Raw genomic sequence first — 21,845 nt, 5'->3', positions numbered from 1 at the left:
ACTCGACCTCAATTCTGAATTGCTGTTCACATTGTATGATAGAATGTGAATTGTATCAATTATAAATTATTATAACAAAAAAAAGAAAGTGAATATCTTTTTTCATAATGAAATTAAAAGAACTTTGGCAGGAGCCAATTAAAAAAAGCAAAAACTATTACGTATTAGATAACACGCTTAGTGCGGTTACCCACGGAATCGGTTTTTGCTTAGCAATTGTTGGCCTAATTTTATTAATTTTAAAGGCAGTATCAATGCATAGCACCATAAGGCTTTTTACCTTTGCCATTTATGGCAGCTGCTTATTGATTTTATATTTATTTTCGACGTTATTTCATAGCTTAATTTTTACCAAAGCACGAAATGTTTTCCAAATTTTTGACCATTCCTCTATCTACCTTTTAATTGGTGGCTCGTATACGCCCTTTGCATTAGTAGCTATCGGTGGCAAATGGGGCTGGCTGCTGTTTAGCCTCATTTGGCTAATCGCAATCTTTGGAGTCATCTACTATATTTTTAACCGGGGCAAGCATGTCATTTTGGATACGGTTTTATATGTTGGTATGGGGTGGCTGGTTATTTTAGCTGGCAAATACCTGTATGTCCGCTTGAGTCCTAACGGCTTTTGGCTCCTCGTTGGCGGCGGAATTGCTTATACCGTTGGGGCACTGCTTTATACCATGAAAAACGTTCCCTTTATTCATGTTGTCTGGCATCTGTTTGTTCTTCTCGGTTCAGCTTTGATGTATTTTGCTGTTTTATTTTATGTTTAAAAATCATTACCTAAAAATGCGGTGATTGCCTCACGTGAATTTTCCAATTCACCGGCAATCACTTTTTTCTTAATGTCAGTAAGTAGTTCACCTAGTTTAGGTCCAGGATTAACACCAGCAGCGATTAAAAAGCGACCATCAATTACTAGTTCAGAAGAAGACTTAATTGGTAATGCCATATAGCGGTCAACTAGAGCCTCAGAATTAATTGGCTGCCCCAAAATTTGCGCAACATCAATTGTATTCAATAAAGTTTCTTTGCCTGCTTCAAAAAGTTCATAATCCGTTGGGGCACGTTCTGAAAGCAGGTCAAACAAATCAACAATTTTTTCTACTTTGCTGGTCATTGCATTGGAATTTTTCCAATCGTGCATAAATTGGCCAATTTCATTATTAGCTATTTTCAGTAAAATGATAATCACGGCCCAAAGACTTGATTCTAAAATAGGATCAAATTTCAAGCTTGGGTAAATTGCTAGTAAATCTTTCTTGCCGGCAAAATCGGGAGCTCCTTCGCTTAATTTAGTATCTAAGAATACTGCAAATGCTTTTCTTGAATTTGGTCCCGTCCCCATTTTGACAAACTCGTCACGGATTCGTTCAATCGAAATTTTAGGTAACAAATAGTGAAGTTGTCGAATAGCCTCTTCGGTTTGCCCTTCCAAGTCGAATTGTAATTGACTCATAAAGCGGACTGCACGCATCATGCGCAATGCGTCCTCATGAAAACGTTCTAAGGGATCACCAACGGCTTTAATTAAATGATGATGCAAATCATCTAAACCATTGAATAAATCAACAATTTCACCTTTAGTATTCATTGCTAACGCATTGATGGTAAAATCACGTCGCTTTAAGTCCTCTTTAAGACTTCTAACAAAGGTAACATGATCAGGGCGGCGAAAATCCTGGTAACCTGATTCGGTTCGAAACGTTGTTATTTCATAACTACTACCATTGTACAAGACAGTTACAGTACCATGCTTAATACCTGTGTCGATTGTTTTGGGAAATAATCGTTTAACTTCTTCAGGATATGCACTGCTGGCAATATCAATATCATGAATATGTCGTTTTAATAGCAAATCACGAATTGAACCACCAACAAAGTATGCTTCAAAACCCGCTTCTTCAAGCTTTTCAAGTACGGGAAACGCAGCAACAAAAATTTGGGGTAAATCATTTATTTTTTTCATCAGATAATCAACTCATTTGTATAGTGTTTTTCATTAGAAAATGTGGTAAGTTTATAGCGTCAAAGGTTGAATAGAAAGATAATAATCATCATGCAAAAAATTACTAGAAGAAACATTCTAGAACTATTTATGATCATGCTAGGTTGCGCCATTTATGGCTTAAGTTTAGACATGATTTCCGCACCTAATCAGTTAACAGATGGCGGCATCAGCGGTGTTACTTTGCTTCTTAGACACTTTTGGGGCATCAATATGGGGCTTTCCTCGCTTATTTTAAATATCCCACTAATATTTTTGGGATATCGATTTATGGGTAAGCGACTCTTGATTTACACAATTTGGGGAACTCTTTGGCTCTCTTTTTTCCTATGGTTTTGGCGCTTGATACCTATTATATATCAATTAAACTTGGAACACGACCTCTTCTTGTCAGCGATTTTAGCGGGAACCCTATCTGGAATAGGTCTGGGATTAGTGTTTAGGTATAATGGCACTTCGGGCGGGACCGATATCATTGCCCGAATTTGTCAACTAAAATACGGCATGTCCTCAGGCAAGGTGCTTTTATTCTGCGATGCGCTGGTCTTGTTTGCGTCGCTAACTTATTTAGACCTAAAGCACATTATGTATACGCTGGTGGCATCATTTATCCTTTCACGCGTAATGGATGCTGTCCAACAAGGAGCCTACTCCGCTCGTGGTTTACTAATAATATCAGATAAGTACCAGCAAATCGCGCAGATGATTGATTTAAAACTTGATCGCGGTTTTACCTATTTCGAAGCTCGGGGCGGCTATAGTAAAGTTAATCGTCCAGTAATCTATTTAGTCGTTTCGCCACGTGAAATTCCCGCCGTGAAAGAATTAATTAGCGCCGAAGACCCCAAAGCATTTGTGAGCGTAATTGAAGTTCACGAAGCACTGGGAGAAGGCTTTACTTACAAACAAAAGCAACGTCACTTTATTATCCGCAAATAAAAAGATCGCATTCTGATATGCGATCTTTTTTAGTTCTGTTAATCAAGTAAATTATTAGCTAAATCCTGCATTTCTGTATCCTCTGGTTCAAGTTTCAAATAACGATTTAATAATTCTTGAACAATGGTAGTTGAATTAGGTTCAGCATTAAAAAAGAGAATCATTTGCCGTAAAAAAGCGGTGTTATCCTGAAATTCGGGATAAACAAGTAAAAACTCACTTTTAGCCTTTTCAGTCTGCTCAAGAGCCTCATAAGAAAGAGCCATGTTCCAATGTGCTTGTGGCTCTAATTCATTATCAGGTATTTCACTAAATAATTCTAAGTTTTCTTGGTGCTTATTTTCCTTTAAATATAAATCTGATAGTTGCAAACGTAAATCAACGTTTTCAGGTAAAAATTTCAAGCCTTTTTTGAGCAATTTCTCAGCGGTGTCAAGTTCATTAAGCTTAACAGCGGCTTTTGCCCCAATTGCGTATAAAGATGCATCAAGCTCGTTATATGCGATTCCGGCTTGTGCTGACCGTAAAACTTGGTCATTATCATTTTTGTGTTCATAAGCAGACGTCAACAGCCGATATGCATTCACGTAATCAGGACTTTGGTCAATCACTTCATCTAGGTATTTGATTGCCTGATCGTCTTTATTGACCGCTAACATAACTAAGGCTGCTTGGTACTTACTGTCAATGTCTAACAGTTCACTCGCGTGTTTTTCAATTACTTCACTTGCTTCTTCATAGCGGCCCAACTTAGCTAGAGTCTGAAACAGACGGTCATTTAGGTTAATCTCACTAAAGTTTTTATGTCTTTTTAATAAATCCTGATACAAATCTAAGGCTTGCTCATAACGGCCACTAAGATAGTCTAGTTCCGCTAATCCAAACTTTACGACATCTTCTTCAGGTGCGACTTTAGCAGCCTTTATGAGCTTGCTATACGCCGTCTCAAGCAAGCCATTAGTTTGATAGTAATCAGCTTGGACTAATAGGCTATCCAAATAAGCGGATGAATCTTTTGGAATTGCATAAAGAAGTGACAGTCCATCATCGTCTTTACCATCATTCAATAGAATTTCAGCGAGGTAAATTTTGAAAAGGTCTTCTTTTGGAAAACGCGCAATTAAACTGCGGTAAACTTCTTTGGCTATATCAGTAAAACCTAAGCCAGTTAAATTTTCGGCTAATGAAGCCAAAATTTCTGGTTCATCTTCATCTAGAGCCTTTTTTAATAAAATTTTTTCTTTGGAAAAATCTTGTTTTTGAATTGAATCTAGCAACTCTTCTGAATAGCTCATAATTTCCCTTCCTGTCTCAGATTCATCGTGTTCATTTTAGATAAAAATACAAACAAAAAGATGATGGCATTTTTGGCCACCACCTTTTCGATAAAACTAATCAGCCTATTTAACAGCTTCTTTAAGAGCTTTACCTGGTCTAAATGCAGGAACAACACTAGCTGGAATTTTTATTTCATCACCAGTTTGTGGGTTACGTCCTTTTCTAGCTGCACGCTTACGCACTTCAAAAGTACCAAAGCCAATCAATTGAACTTTTTTACCTTTTGAAAGATCCTCTTGGATCGAACTGAAAATTGCATCAACAGCTGTAGCTGCATCCTTTTTGGTTAACTTAGTTTTTGAAGCAACTTCAGTTACTAATTCTGCCTTATTTGCCATGGAAAATTCACCTCCCAAAAATGAATCTCATAATAGAGATTCTTTACTTATTCCTCATCAGAGAAACAAGGAACAATGATCATGACTAATCATTCCTTCCTTGTTTCAAAATAGCACAAAAGCCATAGCACAACAAGCAATTTAGCTGAAAATTGTCATTTTTATCTATTTGCTAGATACAAACTATTTTCTCTTACGTGCAATAACCTTAATTGGTGTGCCCGTAAAATCAAAGTTATCACGTAACTGATTTATTAAAAATCGCTCATAAGAAAAATGCATTAATTCTGGATCATTTACAAACACCACAAAAGTGGGCGGATTAGTGGTTACCTGAGTCATATAGTAAACTCTAAGACGTCTTCCTCGTATCATTGGTGTCGGCACTAACTTGCTGGCTTCGAGCAGGAGATCGTTTAAAACGCTGGATTTAATTCTCTGAGTCTGGTTTTGATAAACCTGCTTAACCATTTTGGGAATGTGCTCCAAGTTTTGGCCCGTTTTTGCCGAAACGAATAAAATAGGCGCATAGTCTAGGTACTGGAATTCATTACGGATAACTCGCTCAAAATCTTTACCACTATTACTATTTTTCTTAGGTAGATCCCACTTGTTAACGACAATAATAATACCGCGTCCAGCCTCATGTGCGTACCCAGCAACATGTTTATCTTGTTCTCTAATACCGGTACTAGCATCAAGAACCAAGCAGACGATATTAGAATGCTCGATCGCACTCATTGCACGCATTACCGAATACTTCTCAGTCTTTTCATAGACTTTGCCCCGTCGCCTGATTCCAGCTGTATCAACAATTCGGTATTTTGTGCCATCTTCGCTAATAAAAGGGGTATCTACAGCATCACGAGTTGTTCCCTCTTCATTATTGACAATTACCCGCTTTTGTCCGAGTAAACTATTGACAATCGATGATTTACCAACGTTTGGTCGCCCAATCACACTGAACGAAATCTGGTCATCATCATCTTTAGCTAGATCTTTTGGTAGTTCACTAACAATTCGATCAAGCAAATCACCAATTCCCGTTCCGTGAACACTAGAAATGGGAATTGGATCCCCGAAACCTAAACTGTAAAAATCATAAATATCCATTCTTTGTTCAGGATTATCTGCTTTATTAACCGCTAATATAACCGGCTTTTTTGTTTGATAAAGCATTTGCGAAATTCGCTCATCTAAATCGGTTAAGTGATTAGTAACACTAGTTAAAATTACAATCACATCTGCCTCTTCAATAGCTATTTCGGCTTGGGCACGAATCTCATCTTCGATTCGGCCATTTTCCCAAGTAATACCGCCAGTATCAATTAAGTCAAATTTATGTCCCATCCATTCAGCTTGGGCATAATTGCGGTCACGGGTAACGCCGGGCTTATCTTCTACAATTGCCAAACGCTCATTAATAATCCGGTTGAAAAGAGTAGATTTACCAACATTTGGTTGTCCTACAATTGCAACTACAGGTAAAACCATATTTTCAGCCTCCTTTTAATAATAAAAAAAGCCGACTTAAAAAGTCGGCTCATTAAATTTACAACTAACGACGATCTTTCAATTGGTCACCAATAATGTCACCTAAAGCAAAGCCACTGTCATCGTTGTTCATGTATTTCTTGTTAACAGAGTTTCTGTTGTATGAACTGTGTGAATGAGATCCTTCATTTTCAGAACCTTTAGAATCAGCAGCCTTCATTGAAAGTGAAATTCTACGTTCATTAGGGTCAATGTTCAAAACTTTAACCTTAACTGTTTGTCCAACTTCAAGAACATCACTAGGTTTGTCTACGTGTTTATATGATATTTCAGAAACGTGGACCAAGCCTTGAATGCCATCAGCAACTTCTACAAAGGCACCAAAGTTAGTTAAAGACTTAACTTCACCTTCAAAAATGTCGCCTTCGTGTAATTCAGCGGTAGCTTGTTCAAATGGGGAAGGTTCAGTTTGCTTGATTGAAAGGGAGATGCGGTGTCTGTCATCATCGATACCAATAACTTTAACTTTAACATCTTGACCAGCCTTTAATACATCACTAGGCTTATCAACGTGCTTGTAAGAAATTTCAGAGATGTGAACTAAACCGTCTACACCACCAACATCAACAAAAGCACCAAAGTTAGTCAAACGAGAAACTTTGCCTTCTACTACATCACCTACAACTAATTGTGATGCAACTTTATCAAAGGCTTCTTCACGTTCTTCTTCAATTAAATCCTTGTGAGAAAGAATCAAACGGTTCTTGCTTGGATCAATTTCTGTAATCTTAAGCTTCATTGTCTTGCCAATGTATGGTTTAAGATCAGATACATAGCGGTTGGAAATAAGTGAAGCTGGTAAGAATCCTCTTGTACCAACATCAACTAATAAACCACCACGTACTGATGAAGTAACAGTACCTTCGATTGTTTTACCTGCCTCAAAGTCTTTTTGCAATTCGTCGTAAGCTTCTCTTTCCTTAAGACGAGTTACTGAGAAGAAGAACTCACCGTTCTCCTTGTCTCCACCAGCTTTTCTCAAGACTAAAGCTTTAAACTTGTCTCCTGGCTTAACGGCTTCGCGTAGATCAACGTTGCGATCTGAAGTGAATTCACGACGTGGAATCACACCTTCGACACCAGCATTTTCAACACCAACATCGATTTGACCTTCTTCAACGTCTAATACTTCAACATCTACAATATCGCCGACCTCAACTCCTTGCATTTGCTTTAATGCATCTAAAAATTGATTACTGTTTTCTGACATTATTTACCTCCCAATATCATAATCTAATTTTAAATGAAAGTGAGATATTTTTCTACTGTTTTAGCACCTTTTTTAAATATTTTTTTGACTTTTAGCAATTTCAGCCAAAATTGCGTCAACAACTTGTTCAATACTCATCTTAGTCGTATCAACTTCAACCGCATCTGGCGCCTTTTTTAACGGTGAAATTTTGCGATGAGAATCTTTGTAATCACGTTGCTTAATGCTTTCCTCAATCTCTGTCAATGTTTGACTGCTTTTTATTCCGCGTTGCTTCAAATCTAACATTCTTCTTTGGGCACGAGATTGTGCTGAAGCTACCAAAAAAATTTTCACTTCCGCATGGGGTAAGACTGTAGTGCCAATATCACGCCCATCCATTACGACATTCATCTTACCTGCCATTTGCCGCTGAAGACTGACCATTTTTTGCCTAACGCCAGAAAGTGCTGAAACCTGGGAAACATTTGCTGAAACTTCAGGCATCCGAATTGCCTGTGTAACATCATTTTTACCTGCAAAAACTTTTTGTTCACCATCAACTACTTTTAATTCAATTTGATTTTGATCAACTGCGGCTAGGATCGCCTCTTCGTCACCATAATCAAGCTGATTTTCTTTTGCTATTACCGTGCAGGCACGATACATTGCCCCAGTATCAATGTAAGTAAAACCCAATTTTTGCGCAATAATTTTTGCGACTGTACTTTTACCAGCTGAAGCTGGTCCATCAATTGCTATCTGCATGCCATTAAAAAAGGGACTTGAAGTCCCTGCCCTTTCTATTAACTACTTTACTCTCAGCTTCTGACCGGCATTTACTTGATCTTCTGGATTAAGTTGATTAAGTTGTGCCAAATCATTAACCGTTAGGTTAAATTTATCTGCAATACTAGTTAAAGAATCGCCGCTTTGAACTGTATATTGTTTAACTTTTGTTTCAGCTGGCTTATCCTGTGCCTGAACTTTAGGCTTGGATAATGTTTTTTTCTTTGCCCTGTCTTTAACCTTCGCATTAATTTGAGTCTTGGAAGTCTTCTTTTCTGTTACCCGTTTGCGCTTCTTAGTCGCTTTTTGCAATTCAACTACCCGGTTGCTGGTTTCACTATTTGCAGCTAAATGATGCACAACCGGTACAAGAGCAACAATAATAATAACTATAAGAACCATTAAGATCATCCAGTATTTTGAGCCTGACTTATTAATCATCGTCCTAGAATTATGAGGGCGTTCATAATGCTTAAACGGTCCTTGCGGGTTCTGATTCAATTTGAAAACCTCCTTCACCTAACTTGCTTAATTTTAGCATATTTAATAGGTAAAATGGATAAAAATAATATTGAATCAAGTTGAATTTAGAAACTGTTTTTAGTTAGTATTTTCGTTTGAAGAAGCATGGTCCGCAATTTGTTGGTTAATTTGCTTAACGATATCTTCCAAAGATATTTCCATCATTTTCTTTTCTGCATCTTTTTCAATTTCACCATAAACATTTTGAAGAACTGGTTGAATATTTCTACGCACAATACAATTTTGATTGGTATCAGGATCGACATAGAAAAGATGGTGATTAACATTAAGAGCTTGATGGATATCGAATAAACTGATTTCGGAAGGCGACTTAACTAAAGTTGGTTTAACTGAACCTTGATGACTAGAAAGTAAATTAGCTTTGCGTAAGTCACTCATTATGCTTCTAATTACACTAGGATTAGCTTCTACGCTTGCCGCAATTGCTTTGCTCGAATGGTCAGAATCTGGGCAAAGTAATAAATAAGCTAAAACATGAATAGCATCACTTAATTTATAAGAGTATTTAATTTTGTTCCCCTTTTATAAAACAATTTTCTTGATTGCTGTACTTAAATCGGTCAATGGGTGTCCTAACACTAATGGTAAATCTAAACTAGTTTCGTTTAAGGAACCGCTAGCAATTGGCTCTTAGAAAGAGGCATAAAGAGTTGCCGTTGAGTGATCCAACCCCTTATTTTCCAGGTCAGCAATATAATCTTCACGAGAGACCTGCAAAATTGAACACTTTTTGCCCAATGCTTCGCTTGTAGCTTGTCCTAGCTCTTGATAAGTAGTTGGCTTGCCCGTAAATTCGTAAACTTCACGTGGCTCTGAAGAAGTTAAAACATTAGCAGCTGCCTGTGCATATTCACTTTCTAAAGCCCAGCCGGCAGAATTGTCTGCCCAGTAAACAGCTTTTTGTGCTTCTTTAGCACTTGCAAAAAATCCTGCTTCATTTTCTAAATACCAGTTGTTACGCAAAAACGAGTGCGCAATATTGGTTTTAGTAATCATGACTTCAGTTAGCTTGTGATCTTGAGCTAGCGGTGTAGGTGAACTTTGAGCATGAGCAAAACTAGTATAGGCCACAAAGCTAACAGGATTTGCCTGAATCGCGTTAACTACATTTTGGTGCTGCACTTTGCGGTCAACTTTTCCGCCAGGTTGAGAGGAAATAAATAAGACCCGATCAATTCCCTGCAATGCTTCGGTAATTGAAGTTTGCTTATCATAGTCACCAATTCTTATTTCAAAATTGGGAAAAAGTTTCTCGGCTTTCTCCCGATTTCTGGCAATGACGACAATATTTTTTGAACTAGTTAATTGACTTAAGTATTTCACAGCCAGTTGGCCAAAATTTCCGGTTGCAGCTGTAACAGCGTATTTCATTTTTAGTCTTACCTTTCAGAATTCATAATTTGTTGTTTTATTTTCGACAAGTTTAATTGCACTACATGTAAATAATAAAACAACAAGAAATACTTGGATTTTTGATTCTTTTGGGGCGGTTAACTGAATGTAAAATTTATGGTCACTACAATTTTACTAATTTAACTGGCTATAAGGCCGCTAAATTTTAGTCACGAAAAAGCATCAAGTTACCTTGTAGCTTAATGCCTAAAAATATGATTTGCGATATTTTACCAAAAATAAAATCAATTTTTACTGGTTTTTTCAACTTTAAAATGATTGGGCAAAAAGTGGCAAATAAAAAACAGTTCTTGAACGAGAACTGTTTTCCTAATCATATTTTAAAAAATAATATCCCAAGATTAAGTTAATTCTTTAAATTAAAATGCTTTCTTACGAATGGCTTTAAGCTGCGTAAAACAACTTCAAATAGGAAATAAACCACTACCCCATTTATTGCTCCTTTTAATAAGTTAAATGGGACGATTATGCCAAAAATATACGTAGACATTGACGGAATATGGAGAAGTTGACCAAGATAAACTTTCTCCGTAAAGTTAAGCAGTCCAGTATAGCCGTGAATTGCTGGTAAATTCGTAACCGTAGTCACTGCATATATTGGCGTCAAGATTAAGGCATTTAACAAGGATAAAACAATTGTCATCGCTATTATGCCCAAAATAATTCCGATAATTGGTTTAACATAAAGTTTTTTGGCATTTTTTTCGCCAGCCGAAACATCCTTAGCAATGTAATAAAATGGCAGTGCAAATGACATAGAGGCGGCTAAAGCAGCTAATTGGCCAATGACACTTGGCAATGCAAATCCTTTATAAATCAGGTCAATTAACATTCGAACAGCGGCAATAATAAGACCAGGTACTGGACCGAATAAAAAGGTCCCAATCGTAACAATAACATCAGAAAAGTCGAATTTTAAAAAGCTAGCTACTGGGAGAGGAAAAGCCAATTCCATTAAGATAAATGAAATGGTTCCAATTAGTACATAAGCAATTATATTAGTTAGATTTGTGATATTTCTTCTTTTCACAATACTTACCTCCAAAAAGAATAGGTCTGTTGCTCCTAGCAACAGACCTAATAAAAGTAAGTATTCAAAAATAAGTCTTAACTTTTAGTTTAGCCTGTCTTCTTTCATCTAGACTTTAACTATCGGTACCATAATTGGTTCCACCACAAAAGTGGGTCGTGGACTTTCACCACCGGTCGGGATTTTCACCCTGCCATGAAGACAACAAACTGATATTTAACTACAAGTAAATACTAGTCTACCTGTTTTAATCTGTCAACTTCACTGTGGGTAAGTTCCCTGTATTTGCCAGAAACAAGATTACCCAAAGTCAAAAAGGAGTATCGTTCACGGGATAATTTCTTTACCTGATGGCCTACGGCTTTAAACATTCTTTTGACTTGATGGTAATGTCCTTCATGAATCGTTAACTGCACAATTTGGCTATTCTTCTTTTTATCGCTCCGGATAATTTTTACTTTAGCTGGTGCACTTCGATGACGATCAATTCTGACTCCATGAGATAAACGATGAATTTCCTCTGGTGTCAGTTGACCCTCAATCTTTGCTACATAGACCTTAGCAACCTTATTGCGAGGATGCATCATTAAATTAGCTAGTTCACCATCATTAGTCATTAATAACAAACCTGAAGTATCATAATCAAGCCGGCCAATTGGGTATAGCCGATAAGGCAAATCGGAAAAATAATCTACTACGGTCTTTCTTCCCTTGTCATCATTTGCTGTTGAAACGACGCCGCGTGGTTTATAAAAAAGATAAGTATGCAGACTTTCACGCTCAATTGGTTCCCCATCAACCGTAATATTGCTAAAAGTATCTACCTTGGTTCCAAGTTTGGTAATAATCTCGCCGTCAACGGTTACTCTGCCTTCTTCAATCATTTTTTCAGCCTTACGACGAGAGGCAATTCCCGCCTCTGCGATTACCTTTTGTAAACGTTGTAAACTCATTCTTTATCTCCTTTTTGTGCTTCAGCAATATTTTTATCTGCTTTTCCATTAGCTGAGAATAAGTCGATTTCACCCTCAGAGTTAATACTTTCATCTTCAAAGTCTTCTATCAGAGGTAAGTCAGCTAGACTTTGATAGCCAAAATACTGTAAGAAATAATCACTGGTGACATACAAATTGGGGTGTCCTGGTGCATCCTTTTTACCATCTGCTTTAATAAGTCCACGCCAAATTAAAGTTTGGAGCGCCCCTGACGAATTTACCCCACGAATTTCATCTATTTCAATGCGCGTAATGGGCTGACGATAAGCAATAATTGATAAAATTTCTAGTGCCGATTGACTTAACGACTTTGACAAATCTTTTTGAAAAAAATTAGCCACTACTTCACTAACTTCTGGTCTAGTAGTCAATTTATAATTATGGTTGATGTGTATCACCTGGAGACCAGAATCTTGATTTTGCTTAAGCTTAGCTGCCAGATTTTTGGCTAATTCGCGCAATGCGGAATGCTCAACTTGCATTAACTCACACAAATTTTCACTTGGAATACCATTATCGCCTGCTATATATAGCAATGCCTCCAATTGTGCAATTTTACTTACCATCTTTTTCAATTCTTTCTAATTCCAGATCACCGAAAATTCGCGACTGCTTGACCTTAATTTCCTGTTTTTTACATAATTCTAATAATGCTAAAAACAAGCCAATTACATCTGATAAGCTAGTCATCTTGTCGCTACAGGAGAAAAAGCTAATTTTTTTCTGCTTAGCCAATTTGGTGCGTAAGAAGTCAATCATATCATTAATTGGCGTTTCTTTCACATTAACCGAAACAATATCAGGCTGGCGGAGTCTTAATCTTTGAAGTACAACTATGAAAGTATTTGCTAATTCTGAAGAGGTAATTTGACCTAAAGGCAACGGTTGCACCCTTTTGGCAGCTGGTATACTTTCTTCTTTAGCAGCTGTAATGGGTACTTCATTATTTCGCTGTTTAAAATAAGCCGATACTTTTTTGAAAACGGAATACTGAACTAGCTGTTGTACCAACTCATCTCTAGGATCTTCTTCGGGTTCATCATTTTCGGTAAAATCATTTTGAGGCAAAAGTGATTGCGACTTGATCCTCAACAGCATTGACGACATGACAAAATACTCGCCAGCAATTTGCAAGTTTAGTTTCTGCATCTCATGCAAGTAAGACAAATATTGGCTGGTGATCTGAGCAATTGGAATATCATAGATATCAATTTTTTGTGATTTGATTAAGTGAAGAAGTAAATCAAGCGGCCCCTCAAAATTGGGCAATTCTAAAGTTAAGTTACTGGTCATAGTTCTATTTCTGTTTTAAATATTTCATCAAATAAACGTATTCTGGGACAGTGGTTATTTTTTTCTGGGGATTGCCAGCCGCTAATTCACAGATTGCCTGCTCTTCATATTTTTTCTTACGGTAATCTGGAGCAAGGGAAATGTAGCGTATGACAATAAATTGTTCATCCCACTGAGTGCCGATTACGCCAACAAAGTTGGGATTATGGTCACGATACAAAAATAACCGAAATTCCTTACTGTTTTTATTAAGCCGAATTTCATCTTTTAGATTAGCTAAATTTTTAAAGTCTGGGAGGTAGGACAATAAGCCCATCGCTACTTTTTCTTTATCATTTTTGCATTCAATTAACATATGTTCACCTAAAATCGCGGATGTGTTTTTGCATAAACTTCTAAAATATGCTTTTGGGATAGATTGGTATAAATCTGCGTTGTACTAATGTCAGAATGGCCCAAAATTTCCTGCACCACGCGTAAATCTGCACCATTTTCCAGTAAATGGGTCGCAAAAGTATGACGCAAGGTATGCGGTGTAACATTTTTGGTTATCCCCGCCATCTGACAATAACGTTTGATAATTTGCCAAACTGCCTGTCTAGTTAAAGCACCGCCACGATTATTGAGAAAAATAAAGTCAGTATTCTTACCTACTTTTAGTAATAAAGGATCACGGACTTTTTCCTGATAGCTGTTAATCCAAGAAATCGCCACGTCACTAATCGGAATCAAGCGCTCCTTCGAACCTTTACCGAATACTTTCAATAATTTTAATTCTTCATGCAAATCATTAAATTTAAGGTTAATTAACTCACTCACACGAATTCCCGTTGCATATAGGGTTTCGAGCAAAGCTCGATCACGTAAACCAAGTTTTTTCTTTACATCAGGCTGCTGCAATAAATTATTAACTTCAGCGACACTTAACGCTACCGGCAATCTATGCTCTTTTTTTGGTGAGTCAACTTCAAGCATTGGATTAAGTTTTTGGATATTCTGACGAACAAGCCATTGATAAAATTTCCGCAAACTCGAAATCATGCGGCTAATTGAACTAGTTGCCTTATTTAAGTCTTTTTGACCAGCTAAAAACGCATCGATATCAACTGCTTTTGTTGGCCAAGACGTAAAACCCTCGTTTTTTAAAAAAGTCAAGAAATCCATTAAGTCTTGCCGATATGCAGTGATGGTATTGTCACTGAGTCCGCGCTCAATTTGGCTGTATCTTAAATAATCTTCAACATCTTCTCGCAGTTTATGCATCTTGCTCGTCTTCTGGATCATTAATCAAACTAATCGTACCGGCAGTTTTATCTTCCGAAATATAACGTGCTTTAAGCAAATGGCCCAGAGCCCGTTTAAAGGCCGATTTTGAAATGCCAAAATAATTCTTAATTTCTTGCGCATTAGATTTGTCGTAAAACGGTAATGTTTTAGTATTCTTTCGCCGCAAACTCATTAAAATCATTTGGGCATCATCATCTATTTCTTCAAAAGCACGTGGCAAGCTACTCAAATTCAACCTGCCATATTGACTAATGCCGATTACACGACCTTTAAACTGCTCACCTAAACGTAGTGGACGACTCATCTGGGAGGCATGAACAAAAGCTAAATAATAATCAGTAGTAATCACAAAAGCGCCAATTTCTCGGCTAGAATAGACTGTTCCAAAAACATCCTTATTTTTCATATCGTTAGGAAAATGGGCTGCCAATTGCTCAAAAATATTTTCATCAGCCAACTTGGCCCAAATTCGCTCTTTATCGTCTGTTTCAAGGTGAACTAACAATTGATCATCTTTACGGGGCCACCTCTCTTTGGCAAAGGGCAAATCATCAACTGATAAAACGACATCCTTATCCGGTAAGCCAATATCAACAAAAACGCCCAAATCGAATTTTACATCGGTTACTTTACCCCAACCGTACTGGTCTTGTTGCGCAAAAGGTAGAAATTGTGTCATTTCCCTGTTATGCTGCTTGTCGTCATATAAAAAGCCCTTTATTTCATCGCCAAGCTTAGGCTGCTGTTCCTGAGTAATCTCCTTGCGCTTTAATTCGTAAGTCAGTCCCTCAATCTGAACATAATATGCTTCATCATTTTGGTCAATAATTTTTCCTTTTGCAATCGTGCCGAGCATAAACTTCTCCCCTAATTTTACATATTTCATCTTTACCAAGTATACCATTTTACCGAAAGAATTTGACAATCGCTAATCTTATTTAATTAGCGAGCAGTAGCACCAGTAAAATGAGTATTAGATTCTTGAAAAAACAAAAAAGCTAGCATCCCTGCTAACTTTTTCATTAATATTGGTTCACAAAATTAAAGATTTGAAACTTCGCCTTGGTAAATTGCACCACGACGTGCATCAACTGTAATAGTTGTGTCACCAGCAATCTTCTCAGTTGCTTCGGTTACACCAACAACAACTGGAATACCAAGTGAAAGTCCAACAACAGCAGCATGTGAAGTTAAACCAGAAGCTTCTACAACCAAGCCAGAAGCCTTCTTAATAGCAGGCAGGTAGTCAGGGTCTGTAGTCTTAGCAACTAAGATGTCGCCTTCCTTAGTCTTGCTAATAGCTTCTTCAGCACTGTTAACAACAACAGTCTTGCCAACAACTGAACCATTACCAACACCTAAGCCTTGAGCTAACTTGCTACCAATGATTTGTAATTTCATCAAGTTAGTTGTACCAGAATCACCAACAGGAACACCGGCAACGATAATTACTAAATCACCATCTTTAACATAACCTTGTTCCTTAGCAACTTTAGCAGCTACTTCAAACATGTCGTCAGTTGATTCAGGCTTTTCAGTGAGCATTGGTTGAACGCCCCAGCAAATGCCAAGTGAGTGTTGAATCTTTTCATCAAATGTCAAAGCCAAGATGTTGGCATTTGGACGGTACTTAGAAATCATTCTTGCAGTGTAACCAGAATTAGTTGCAGTAATAATAGTCTTGACACCTAATTCTTGAGCAGTCCGAACAACAGATTCACCGATTGCTTCGGTTACGTTTGAACCCTTGTATTCTTCAAATCTTTGTAAAGCTAAAGTATTGCGCTTAAGAAGTTCTTGCTCAGTTCTTTCGTCAATTTCAGCCATTGCACTAACAGCCTTAACTGGGTACAAACCATTTGCTGATTCACCAGAAAGCATTGTTGCATCGGTTCCATCAAGAACAGCATTAGCAACGTCAGAAACTTCCGCACGGGTTGGACGTGGGTTTTCTTGCATTGAATCAAGCATTTGTGTAGCAGTAATAACTGGTTTGCCAAGGGCATTAGCTCTTTTGATTAAATCTTTTTGAACAAATGGAACATCGATGAACGGAATTTCAACACCCATATCTCCACGAGCAACCATCAAACCATCAGAAACTTGTAAGATTTCATCGGCATTGTCAATACCTTCTTGTGATTCAATCTTAGGATAAATCTTAACGTAATCACAACCAGCTTCTTCACAAAGCTTACGGATGTCAAGAATATCTTGAGCTTTACGAGCAAATGAAGCGAAAATAAAGTTAATTCCGTGCTCTAAACCAAATTTAATGTCATCAGTATCTTTTTCAGTGATTCCTGGAAGGCGAATTTCAACGCCAGGTGCATTAACACCCTTCTTAGAACCGATTACACCAGTATTTTGTGCTTCACAGACTAATTCTCTGTTAGCATCGTCTTTTTCTTTAATTAATAAATCAACTAAACCATCATCAATTAGAACGTGACCACCAACATGAGTATCATCATAAAGTCCGTCGTAAGTAACATGAATCATGTCCTTGTTACCTGGCTTAGTTGCATCCATTGAAACGCGGATCTTATCACCAGTGTTGAGAGTGAACTTGCCACCTTCTTGATCAGTGGTTCTAATTTCAGCACCTTTAGTATCTAAAGCAATACCAAGAACTAAACCAGTTTCTTTTTCAACTTGGCGAACCATCTTCATCCGCGAAAGGTGTTCAGCATGGTCACCGTGTGAAAAGTTGAAACGAAATACATTTACTCCAGATTTTGCTAGAGCAGTAATAGTTTCAATATCATTCGATGCTGGCCCTAAGGTACTAACAATTTTAGTTTTCTTCATTATGTAAAAATCTCCCCAAAATCGACTAAATTATTTAGTCATTTCATCATTTATATCTAATAACGTCTCATCACTGCGGTGGGTATCATCAAACAAATCGAGAATATCATGTGTTTCTAATTGGCCATTCTCCATGCCGACAGCTAAACCGCCTTTACCATCGAGAAGTAACTTAACAGCATAATTACCCATTTTTGTCGCATTGATTCTATCCAAAACAGTTGGTGAACCACCACGTTGCATGTGACCTAAGATATTAGCTCTGGCGTCAAAATCGCCGTATTTTAGAAGTTCAGTTCTAAATTCATCGGCATCCATTACGCCTTCAGCCAATACGATAATACCATGATCCTTGCCTTCTGCAAAGCCACGTGTTAGTGTCTGAGCAATTTCCTTAATATCATAAGGACGTTCAGGAACAACAATAGCGTCTGCACCACTGGCTAGACCTACGCGCATTGCAATATCACCACAGCCACGTCCCATTACGTTAACAATGAAAACGCGGTGATGGCTGCTAGCAGTATCACGAATCTTATCGATTGCTTCTAAAGCTGTATTGCAGGCTGTATCAAGGCCAATGGTGTAATCAGTGCAAGGAATATCGTTATCAATGGTTCCTGGCAGACCAATCGAGTTAATGCCTAGACGGGTTAATGCCAAAGCACCGTGATAAGAACCGTCACCACCAATAACGATAACAGTATCAATGTCATGTTTCTTTAACTGTTCGACGCCCTTTTTTTGCACTTCTTCTTGTGCAAATTCTGGGAAACGTGCACTGTAAAGAAAAGTGCCGCCTAAACTTATCATGTGGTCAACTTTTTCAGCAGTTAGCGTAACAAAGTCACCCGCAACTAACCCGGCAAAGCCATAACGAATACCAACGACACCAAGCCCGTTATGAATAGCAGTCTTGGTAACAGCTCTAACGGCTGCATTCATACCAGGAGCATCGCCGCCGCTCGTTAAAATACCAATTCGTTTCATGAATTCACCTCATTAAGATTTATTGTGTAATTTCTCACATCCACTAAATTTTAACATTCTTTGCCAAAAAAATCTCACAAAAAATGAGATATTTTCTTGATTTACCAGTCTTTTTGCTTGTTAGCGCTATCAGTCTGAAATTGCTCAAGTATGCGCAAAAAATGCTTATTTGTAATTAACCACCCGTAAATTAGTCAAAACATACTGCTTTTTACTTGAATCAAAACGGTCATTTTGAACTTTTATTCCCAATAAATAGATGTTACCTTCTTTTAAAATAGATTGATTTTTTTCATATATATTAGGAAAAATTACAATATCTTGGCGACCAGTCGAATCAACAAAATTACCAAAAGCCATCGTGGTATTTTTTTTGGTTTTGATCAGTTTTAGTGACATCAGTTTTCCCACGGCAACTCCCGAATCATTAATTTCATATTGCTCTAGTGGCCTAGCCTTAAATTTTTCAGCATACTTTTGAACAGCAACAAGAGGCGAAGTCATCGTGGAAAAGCCTAAAGCTTCTTGCTCCATATCAGCTTTTTCCGCGCTAGTTGGTTCAGGAGCCTGCTTAATTGGTACCCCACCGAGACTTTCAGATAGTGCCTGATTATTACCAGTTAACTGAATATTTTCAATAATTTCTGGACTATTTTCCAGTAATTCATTTCGGTTGGCATTCAGGTTATCAAAGCAACCAGCTTTGATCATAGGTTGAATCATTTTAATCTTCAAGTAATTTGAATTGATCCGCCGTAAAAAATCATCAAACGAATCAAAAAGCTTATTGTTACGCTGCTTAATAATTTGAGTCAGAAAGTCATTTCTCAGACCTTTAACTGCCCGCAAACCAACTAAAATTTGGCCATTAACAATTTGATAGCTTAGTGCGCTTTTATTAATATCCGGTGGTAAGATTTTAACCCCAGCGCCTTGTGCCCGCATGATGTAATCACTAACTTTGAAATGATTGCCACTATTAGAATTTAACATGGCACCGTAGAATTCTGCAGGGAAATGCACCTTAAGGTAGGCAAGCCAAAAGGCTATTTTGGTGTACGCGACTGCATGTGATCGGTTAAAGCCATAATTGGCAAATTGCTCAATGTAGCTATAAACCTTTTGTCCTACCTCACGTGAACGACCATTTTTGACCGTGCCATTAATAAATTCGGCCCGCTTTTGCTCAATCACTTTCTGATTCTTTTTTGACATTGCCCGCCGCAAGATATCAGCTTCTCCTAACGAAAAGCCAGCTAAAATCTGGGCCGTCTGCATAACTTGCTCTTGATAAACCAAGATACCATACGTGGGCGCCAGAATCTGCTTCAAACTAGGATCGGGGTAAGTAACTTTTTCCTTTCCCCTTTTTCTGGCAATAAAAGAATGGATATTTTGCATCGGACCTGGACGATAAAGGGCATTGACGGCTACTAAATCTTCAAAGTTATCGGGGTGCAATTCGCGCAAAACTCCTCTAATCCCGCCTGATTCAAATTGGAAAACAAGATCAGTCTTTCCTTCTTGAAACATTTTCATCGTCGCTGGATCATCTAACGGAATCTGATTGACATCAATTCTTTTTCCTTGACTGTGAATCATGTCAACGGTATCGCCTAAAATGGTTAGATTTCGTAATCCCAAAAAGTCGATTTTTAAAAGTCCAAGCGCTTCAACATATTTTTTGGTTTGCTGGGTAATCGGGATGCCAAGCTGCCCTGCCTGCAAGCCAGAAATAGCTGCGATTGAATTATCACTGAGGACTAAGCCAGCAGCATGAATTGAATAATGCCGCGGTAAGCCCTCAAGCTTCTTAGCTGTTTCAAACAATAATTTGTTTTTAGTATTAGCTCCAACAAGTAACCGCATCTTAGACGAATTCTCGTAAGCTTCTGGTAGTGAAATTTTAGTCTTAGAATAAGGCACACTCTGCGACCATTTTGCCATTTCCGGTTCTTTTAAGCCAAAAGCGCGTCCCGTATCACGCAATACTTGCTTTGCGGCCAATGTTCCAAAAGTCAAGATTTGCGCTGCATGATCCATTCCGTATTTTTCAAACATGTATTTAATTACGTCATCTCTGCGATTATCAGGAATATCTAAATCAATATCCGGCATTTCATGTCGAGCAGGATTTAAAAAGCGTTCAAAGAGCAGCTGATATTCGATCGGATCAACTTCCGTAATTCGCAAAGAATATGAAACTAACGAACCACAAGCAGAACCTCGTCCTGGTCCCGTGACAATTCCGGCTCGATGGCAATAATTGATTACATCCCACACAATTAAAAAGTAATCATTAAATCCCATCTGATCGATTACTTGGAGTTCGTAATCAAGCTGCTTTTGGTATTTTTCCGGTGCTTGCCCACCATTAAAGCGCTCCTGTAATCCCTTTTGTGCTAAGTAGTAAAGATATTCTTTCGACGTTTTAAACTTAGTTTGCTTGTATTTGGGTAAGACAGGGGTTTGAAAAATAACTTTAGCATTACATTCTTGTGCAAGCTTGTGCGTATTCTTTAAAGCATCATCCAAATCCAATTCATGATACCTGTTGCTAAGTTCTTGGGCAGAAGGCAAATAGTGTGAACCCTTTTGTTTTGCTAGTTCATCTATGTCTTGCAGCATCTCGCCTTTTTTTACTGCTCGCAATGTTTTAGCAAGAAATTGATCGTGAGGTTGCAAATATTGCGTATCTTCAACACTAACAAGTGGTATCTTAAATTGTTTAGACAATACTCTAACATAATTGATATAAGTCTGCTGCTTTTCTGAGCCATAAACCCCTAAATAAACTGAGTCACTATCGTCCACTAATGCCAATAATTGACGTAATAAATCATTGCCGAGTTGTTCATCTTGCTTTTGCAGCTGTAAAAGCTCGCTATGCGTGTTAGCTGGAACAATAAGTACGATATCATGCAAATCTTTTTGGACTTCTTTTAAAGTTAAAACTGCCTTTTTTGTCCCATTTTCAGTTAACAGATTAATTCTGCTCGAAATTCGTAAAATATTGCGGTAGCCTTCATCCGTCTTAGCTAGAGCAATCAAATCATAGTGGTGTGCGCTATCAATCAATCCGTTTAGCCTAAGCTGCATCCCTAGCAGTGGCTTAATACCAAGTTCTTGCGCAATTTCATAAAAGTTGACCAGACCATAAGTAACGTTAATATCGGTTAACGCAACTGCTTCATAGTCAGCCTTTTTGGCCGCACTCAATAAGTCCCTAATTTTAATTGGGCTTTCTAACAATGTAAATGAACTAATATTTTGCAGTGCCGCAACTTTCATCTGGACTCCTCCTTTATTTTAAATTTAGTATACCAAA

The 21,845-nt window shown here is 37.8% G+C and carries 20 protein-coding genes, 1 pseudogene and 1 riboswitch; of the genes and pseudogenes, 2 read left to right on the top strand and 19 right to left on the bottom strand.

Features of this window, described 5'->3' with window-relative positions:
* The first annotated feature begins 107 nt into the window (after window positions 1-107).
* Window positions 108-773 carry a PAQR family membrane homeostasis protein TrhA gene (gene trhA / locus J3U73_RS02275; protein ID WP_267409452.1) on the top strand — a complete coding sequence of 222 codons (666 nt, stop codon included), beginning with the start codon at window positions 108-110 and terminating at the stop codon, window positions 771-773.
* Here the strand turns inward: trhA and J3U73_RS02270 are convergent.
* Entirely contained in the window at window positions 770-1,969 is a 1,200-nt protein-coding gene (locus J3U73_RS02270; RefSeq protein ID WP_220269620.1) for a CCA tRNA nucleotidyltransferase, read from the bottom strand. The genes trhA and J3U73_RS02270 overlap by 4 nt on opposite strands.
* 90 nt (window positions 1,970-2,059) lie before the next feature.
* Here J3U73_RS02270 and J3U73_RS02265 point away from each other — a divergent pair, with 90 nt between their 5' ends.
* Window positions 2,060-2,947: a YitT family protein gene (locus J3U73_RS02265; RefSeq protein ID WP_267409451.1), complete on the top strand. Its 888-nt coding sequence runs from the start codon at window positions 2,060-2,062 to the stop codon at window positions 2,945-2,947.
* Between the two features lie 38 nt (window positions 2,948-2,985).
* Here J3U73_RS02265 and J3U73_RS02260 read toward each other — a convergent pair whose 3' ends face one another.
* The 18 genes and pseudogenes from J3U73_RS02260 to J3U73_RS02175 form a co-directional block, all read right to left on the bottom strand.
* Window positions 2,986-4,242: a tetratricopeptide repeat protein gene (locus J3U73_RS02260; RefSeq protein ID WP_267409450.1), complete on the bottom strand. Its 1,257-nt coding sequence runs from the start codon at window positions 4,240-4,242 to the stop codon at window positions 2,986-2,988.
* 105 nt (window positions 4,243-4,347) lie between these two features.
* Entirely contained in the window at window positions 4,348-4,623 is a 276-nt protein-coding gene (locus tag J3U73_RS02255; RefSeq protein WP_220269617.1) for an HU family DNA-binding protein, read from the bottom strand.
* Window positions 4,624-4,806: 183 nt separating this feature from the next.
* A complete protein-coding gene (gene der / locus J3U73_RS02250; protein WP_267409449.1) occupies window positions 4,807-6,117 on the bottom strand; it encodes a ribosome biogenesis GTPase Der in 1,311 nt (436 codons plus the stop codon).
* A gap of 64 nt (window positions 6,118-6,181) precedes the next feature.
* The gene (rpsA, locus tag J3U73_RS02245; protein WP_103751587.1) at window positions 6,182-7,387 is read right to left on the bottom strand and encodes a 30S ribosomal protein S1; all 1,206 of its coding nucleotides are present in this window, start codon (window positions 7,385-7,387) and stop codon (window positions 6,182-6,184) included.
* 72 nt (window positions 7,388-7,459) lie between these two features.
* Window positions 7,460-8,134 (bottom strand): (d)CMP kinase, encoded by a 675-nt coding sequence (gene cmk / locus J3U73_RS02240; protein WP_220269615.1) that lies wholly within the window; start codon window positions 8,132-8,134, stop codon window positions 7,460-7,462.
* A gap of 42 nt (window positions 8,135-8,176) precedes the next feature.
* Window positions 8,177-8,656, bottom strand: coding sequence for a LysM peptidoglycan-binding domain-containing protein (locus J3U73_RS02235; protein ID WP_267392687.1), 480 nt, complete (start codon window positions 8,654-8,656; stop codon window positions 8,177-8,179).
* Between the two features lie 99 nt (window positions 8,657-8,755).
* Window positions 8,756-9,208 (bottom strand): Rrf2 family transcriptional regulator, encoded by a 453-nt coding sequence (locus J3U73_RS02230; protein ID WP_267409698.1) that lies wholly within the window; start codon window positions 9,206-9,208, stop codon window positions 8,756-8,758.
* A gap of 12 nt (window positions 9,209-9,220) precedes the next feature.
* Window positions 9,221-10,069: pseudogene (locus tag J3U73_RS02225) on the bottom strand (NAD(P)H-binding protein).
* A gap of 388 nt (window positions 10,070-10,457) precedes the next feature.
* Window positions 10,458-11,141 carry an ECF transporter S component gene (locus J3U73_RS02220; protein WP_220221112.1) on the bottom strand — a complete coding sequence of 228 codons (684 nt, stop codon included), beginning with the start codon at window positions 11,139-11,141 and terminating at the stop codon, window positions 10,458-10,460.
* A 92-nt stretch (window positions 11,142-11,233) separates the two neighbouring features.
* Window positions 11,234-11,348, bottom strand: a riboswitch (FMN riboswitch).
* Window positions 11,349-11,374: 26 nt separating this feature from the next.
* Window positions 11,375-12,094 carry a pseudouridine synthase gene (locus J3U73_RS02215; RefSeq protein WP_103751583.1) on the bottom strand — a complete coding sequence of 240 codons (720 nt, stop codon included), beginning with the start codon at window positions 12,092-12,094 and terminating at the stop codon, window positions 11,375-11,377.
* Window positions 12,091-12,702 (bottom strand): SMC-Scp complex subunit ScpB, encoded by a 612-nt coding sequence (gene scpB / locus J3U73_RS02210; protein ID WP_220269612.1) that lies wholly within the window; start codon window positions 12,700-12,702, stop codon window positions 12,091-12,093. Before scpB ends, J3U73_RS02215 begins: the two co-directional genes overlap by 4 nt.
* On the bottom strand, window positions 12,692-13,429 hold the full coding sequence (locus J3U73_RS02205; protein ID WP_267409448.1) for a segregation and condensation protein A: 738 nt from the start codon (window positions 13,427-13,429) through the stop codon (window positions 12,692-12,694). The genes scpB and J3U73_RS02205 overlap by 11 nt, the downstream gene beginning before the upstream one ends.
* Window positions 13,430-13,433: 4 nt before the next feature.
* Window positions 13,434-13,784 carry a reductase gene (locus J3U73_RS02200; RefSeq protein ID WP_103751580.1) on the bottom strand — a complete coding sequence of 117 codons (351 nt, stop codon included), beginning with the start codon at window positions 13,782-13,784 and terminating at the stop codon, window positions 13,434-13,436.
* Window positions 13,785-13,792: 8 nt separating this feature from the next.
* A complete protein-coding gene (gene xerD / locus J3U73_RS02195) occupies window positions 13,793-14,692 on the bottom strand; it encodes a site-specific tyrosine recombinase XerD (protein ID WP_103751579.1) in 900 nt (299 codons plus the stop codon).
* Window positions 14,685-15,572, bottom strand: a complete 888-nt coding sequence (locus J3U73_RS02190) for a S1 RNA-binding domain-containing protein (protein WP_267409447.1) — start codon at window positions 15,570-15,572, stop codon at window positions 14,685-14,687. Before J3U73_RS02190 ends, xerD begins: the two co-directional genes overlap by 8 nt.
* Before the next feature lie 185 nt (window positions 15,573-15,757).
* Complete coding sequence (gene pyk / locus J3U73_RS02185) at window positions 15,758-17,527, bottom strand: pyruvate kinase (protein WP_267409446.1); 1,770 nt, start codon at window positions 17,525-17,527, stop codon at window positions 15,758-15,760.
* A gap of 30 nt (window positions 17,528-17,557) precedes the next feature.
* Complete coding sequence (pfkA, locus tag J3U73_RS02180; protein WP_220221109.1) at window positions 17,558-18,517, bottom strand: 6-phosphofructokinase; 960 nt, start codon at window positions 18,515-18,517, stop codon at window positions 17,558-17,560.
* Between the two features lie 165 nt (window positions 18,518-18,682).
* On the bottom strand, window positions 18,683-21,808 hold the full coding sequence (locus J3U73_RS02175) for a DNA polymerase III subunit alpha (protein ID WP_267409445.1): 3,126 nt from the start codon (window positions 21,806-21,808) through the stop codon (window positions 18,683-18,685).
* Between the last annotated feature and the right edge of the window lie 37 nt (window positions 21,809-21,845).

It is taken from the genome of Lactobacillus sp. B4005 (genome assembly GCF_026536045.1).
In the GTDB taxonomy this organism is placed as follows: domain Bacteria; phylum Bacillota; class Bacilli; order Lactobacillales; family Lactobacillaceae; genus Lactobacillus; species Lactobacillus panisapium.
Note: the sequence above shows the minus strand (reverse complement) of the source record. Positions and strands in the feature narration are given on the sequence as shown.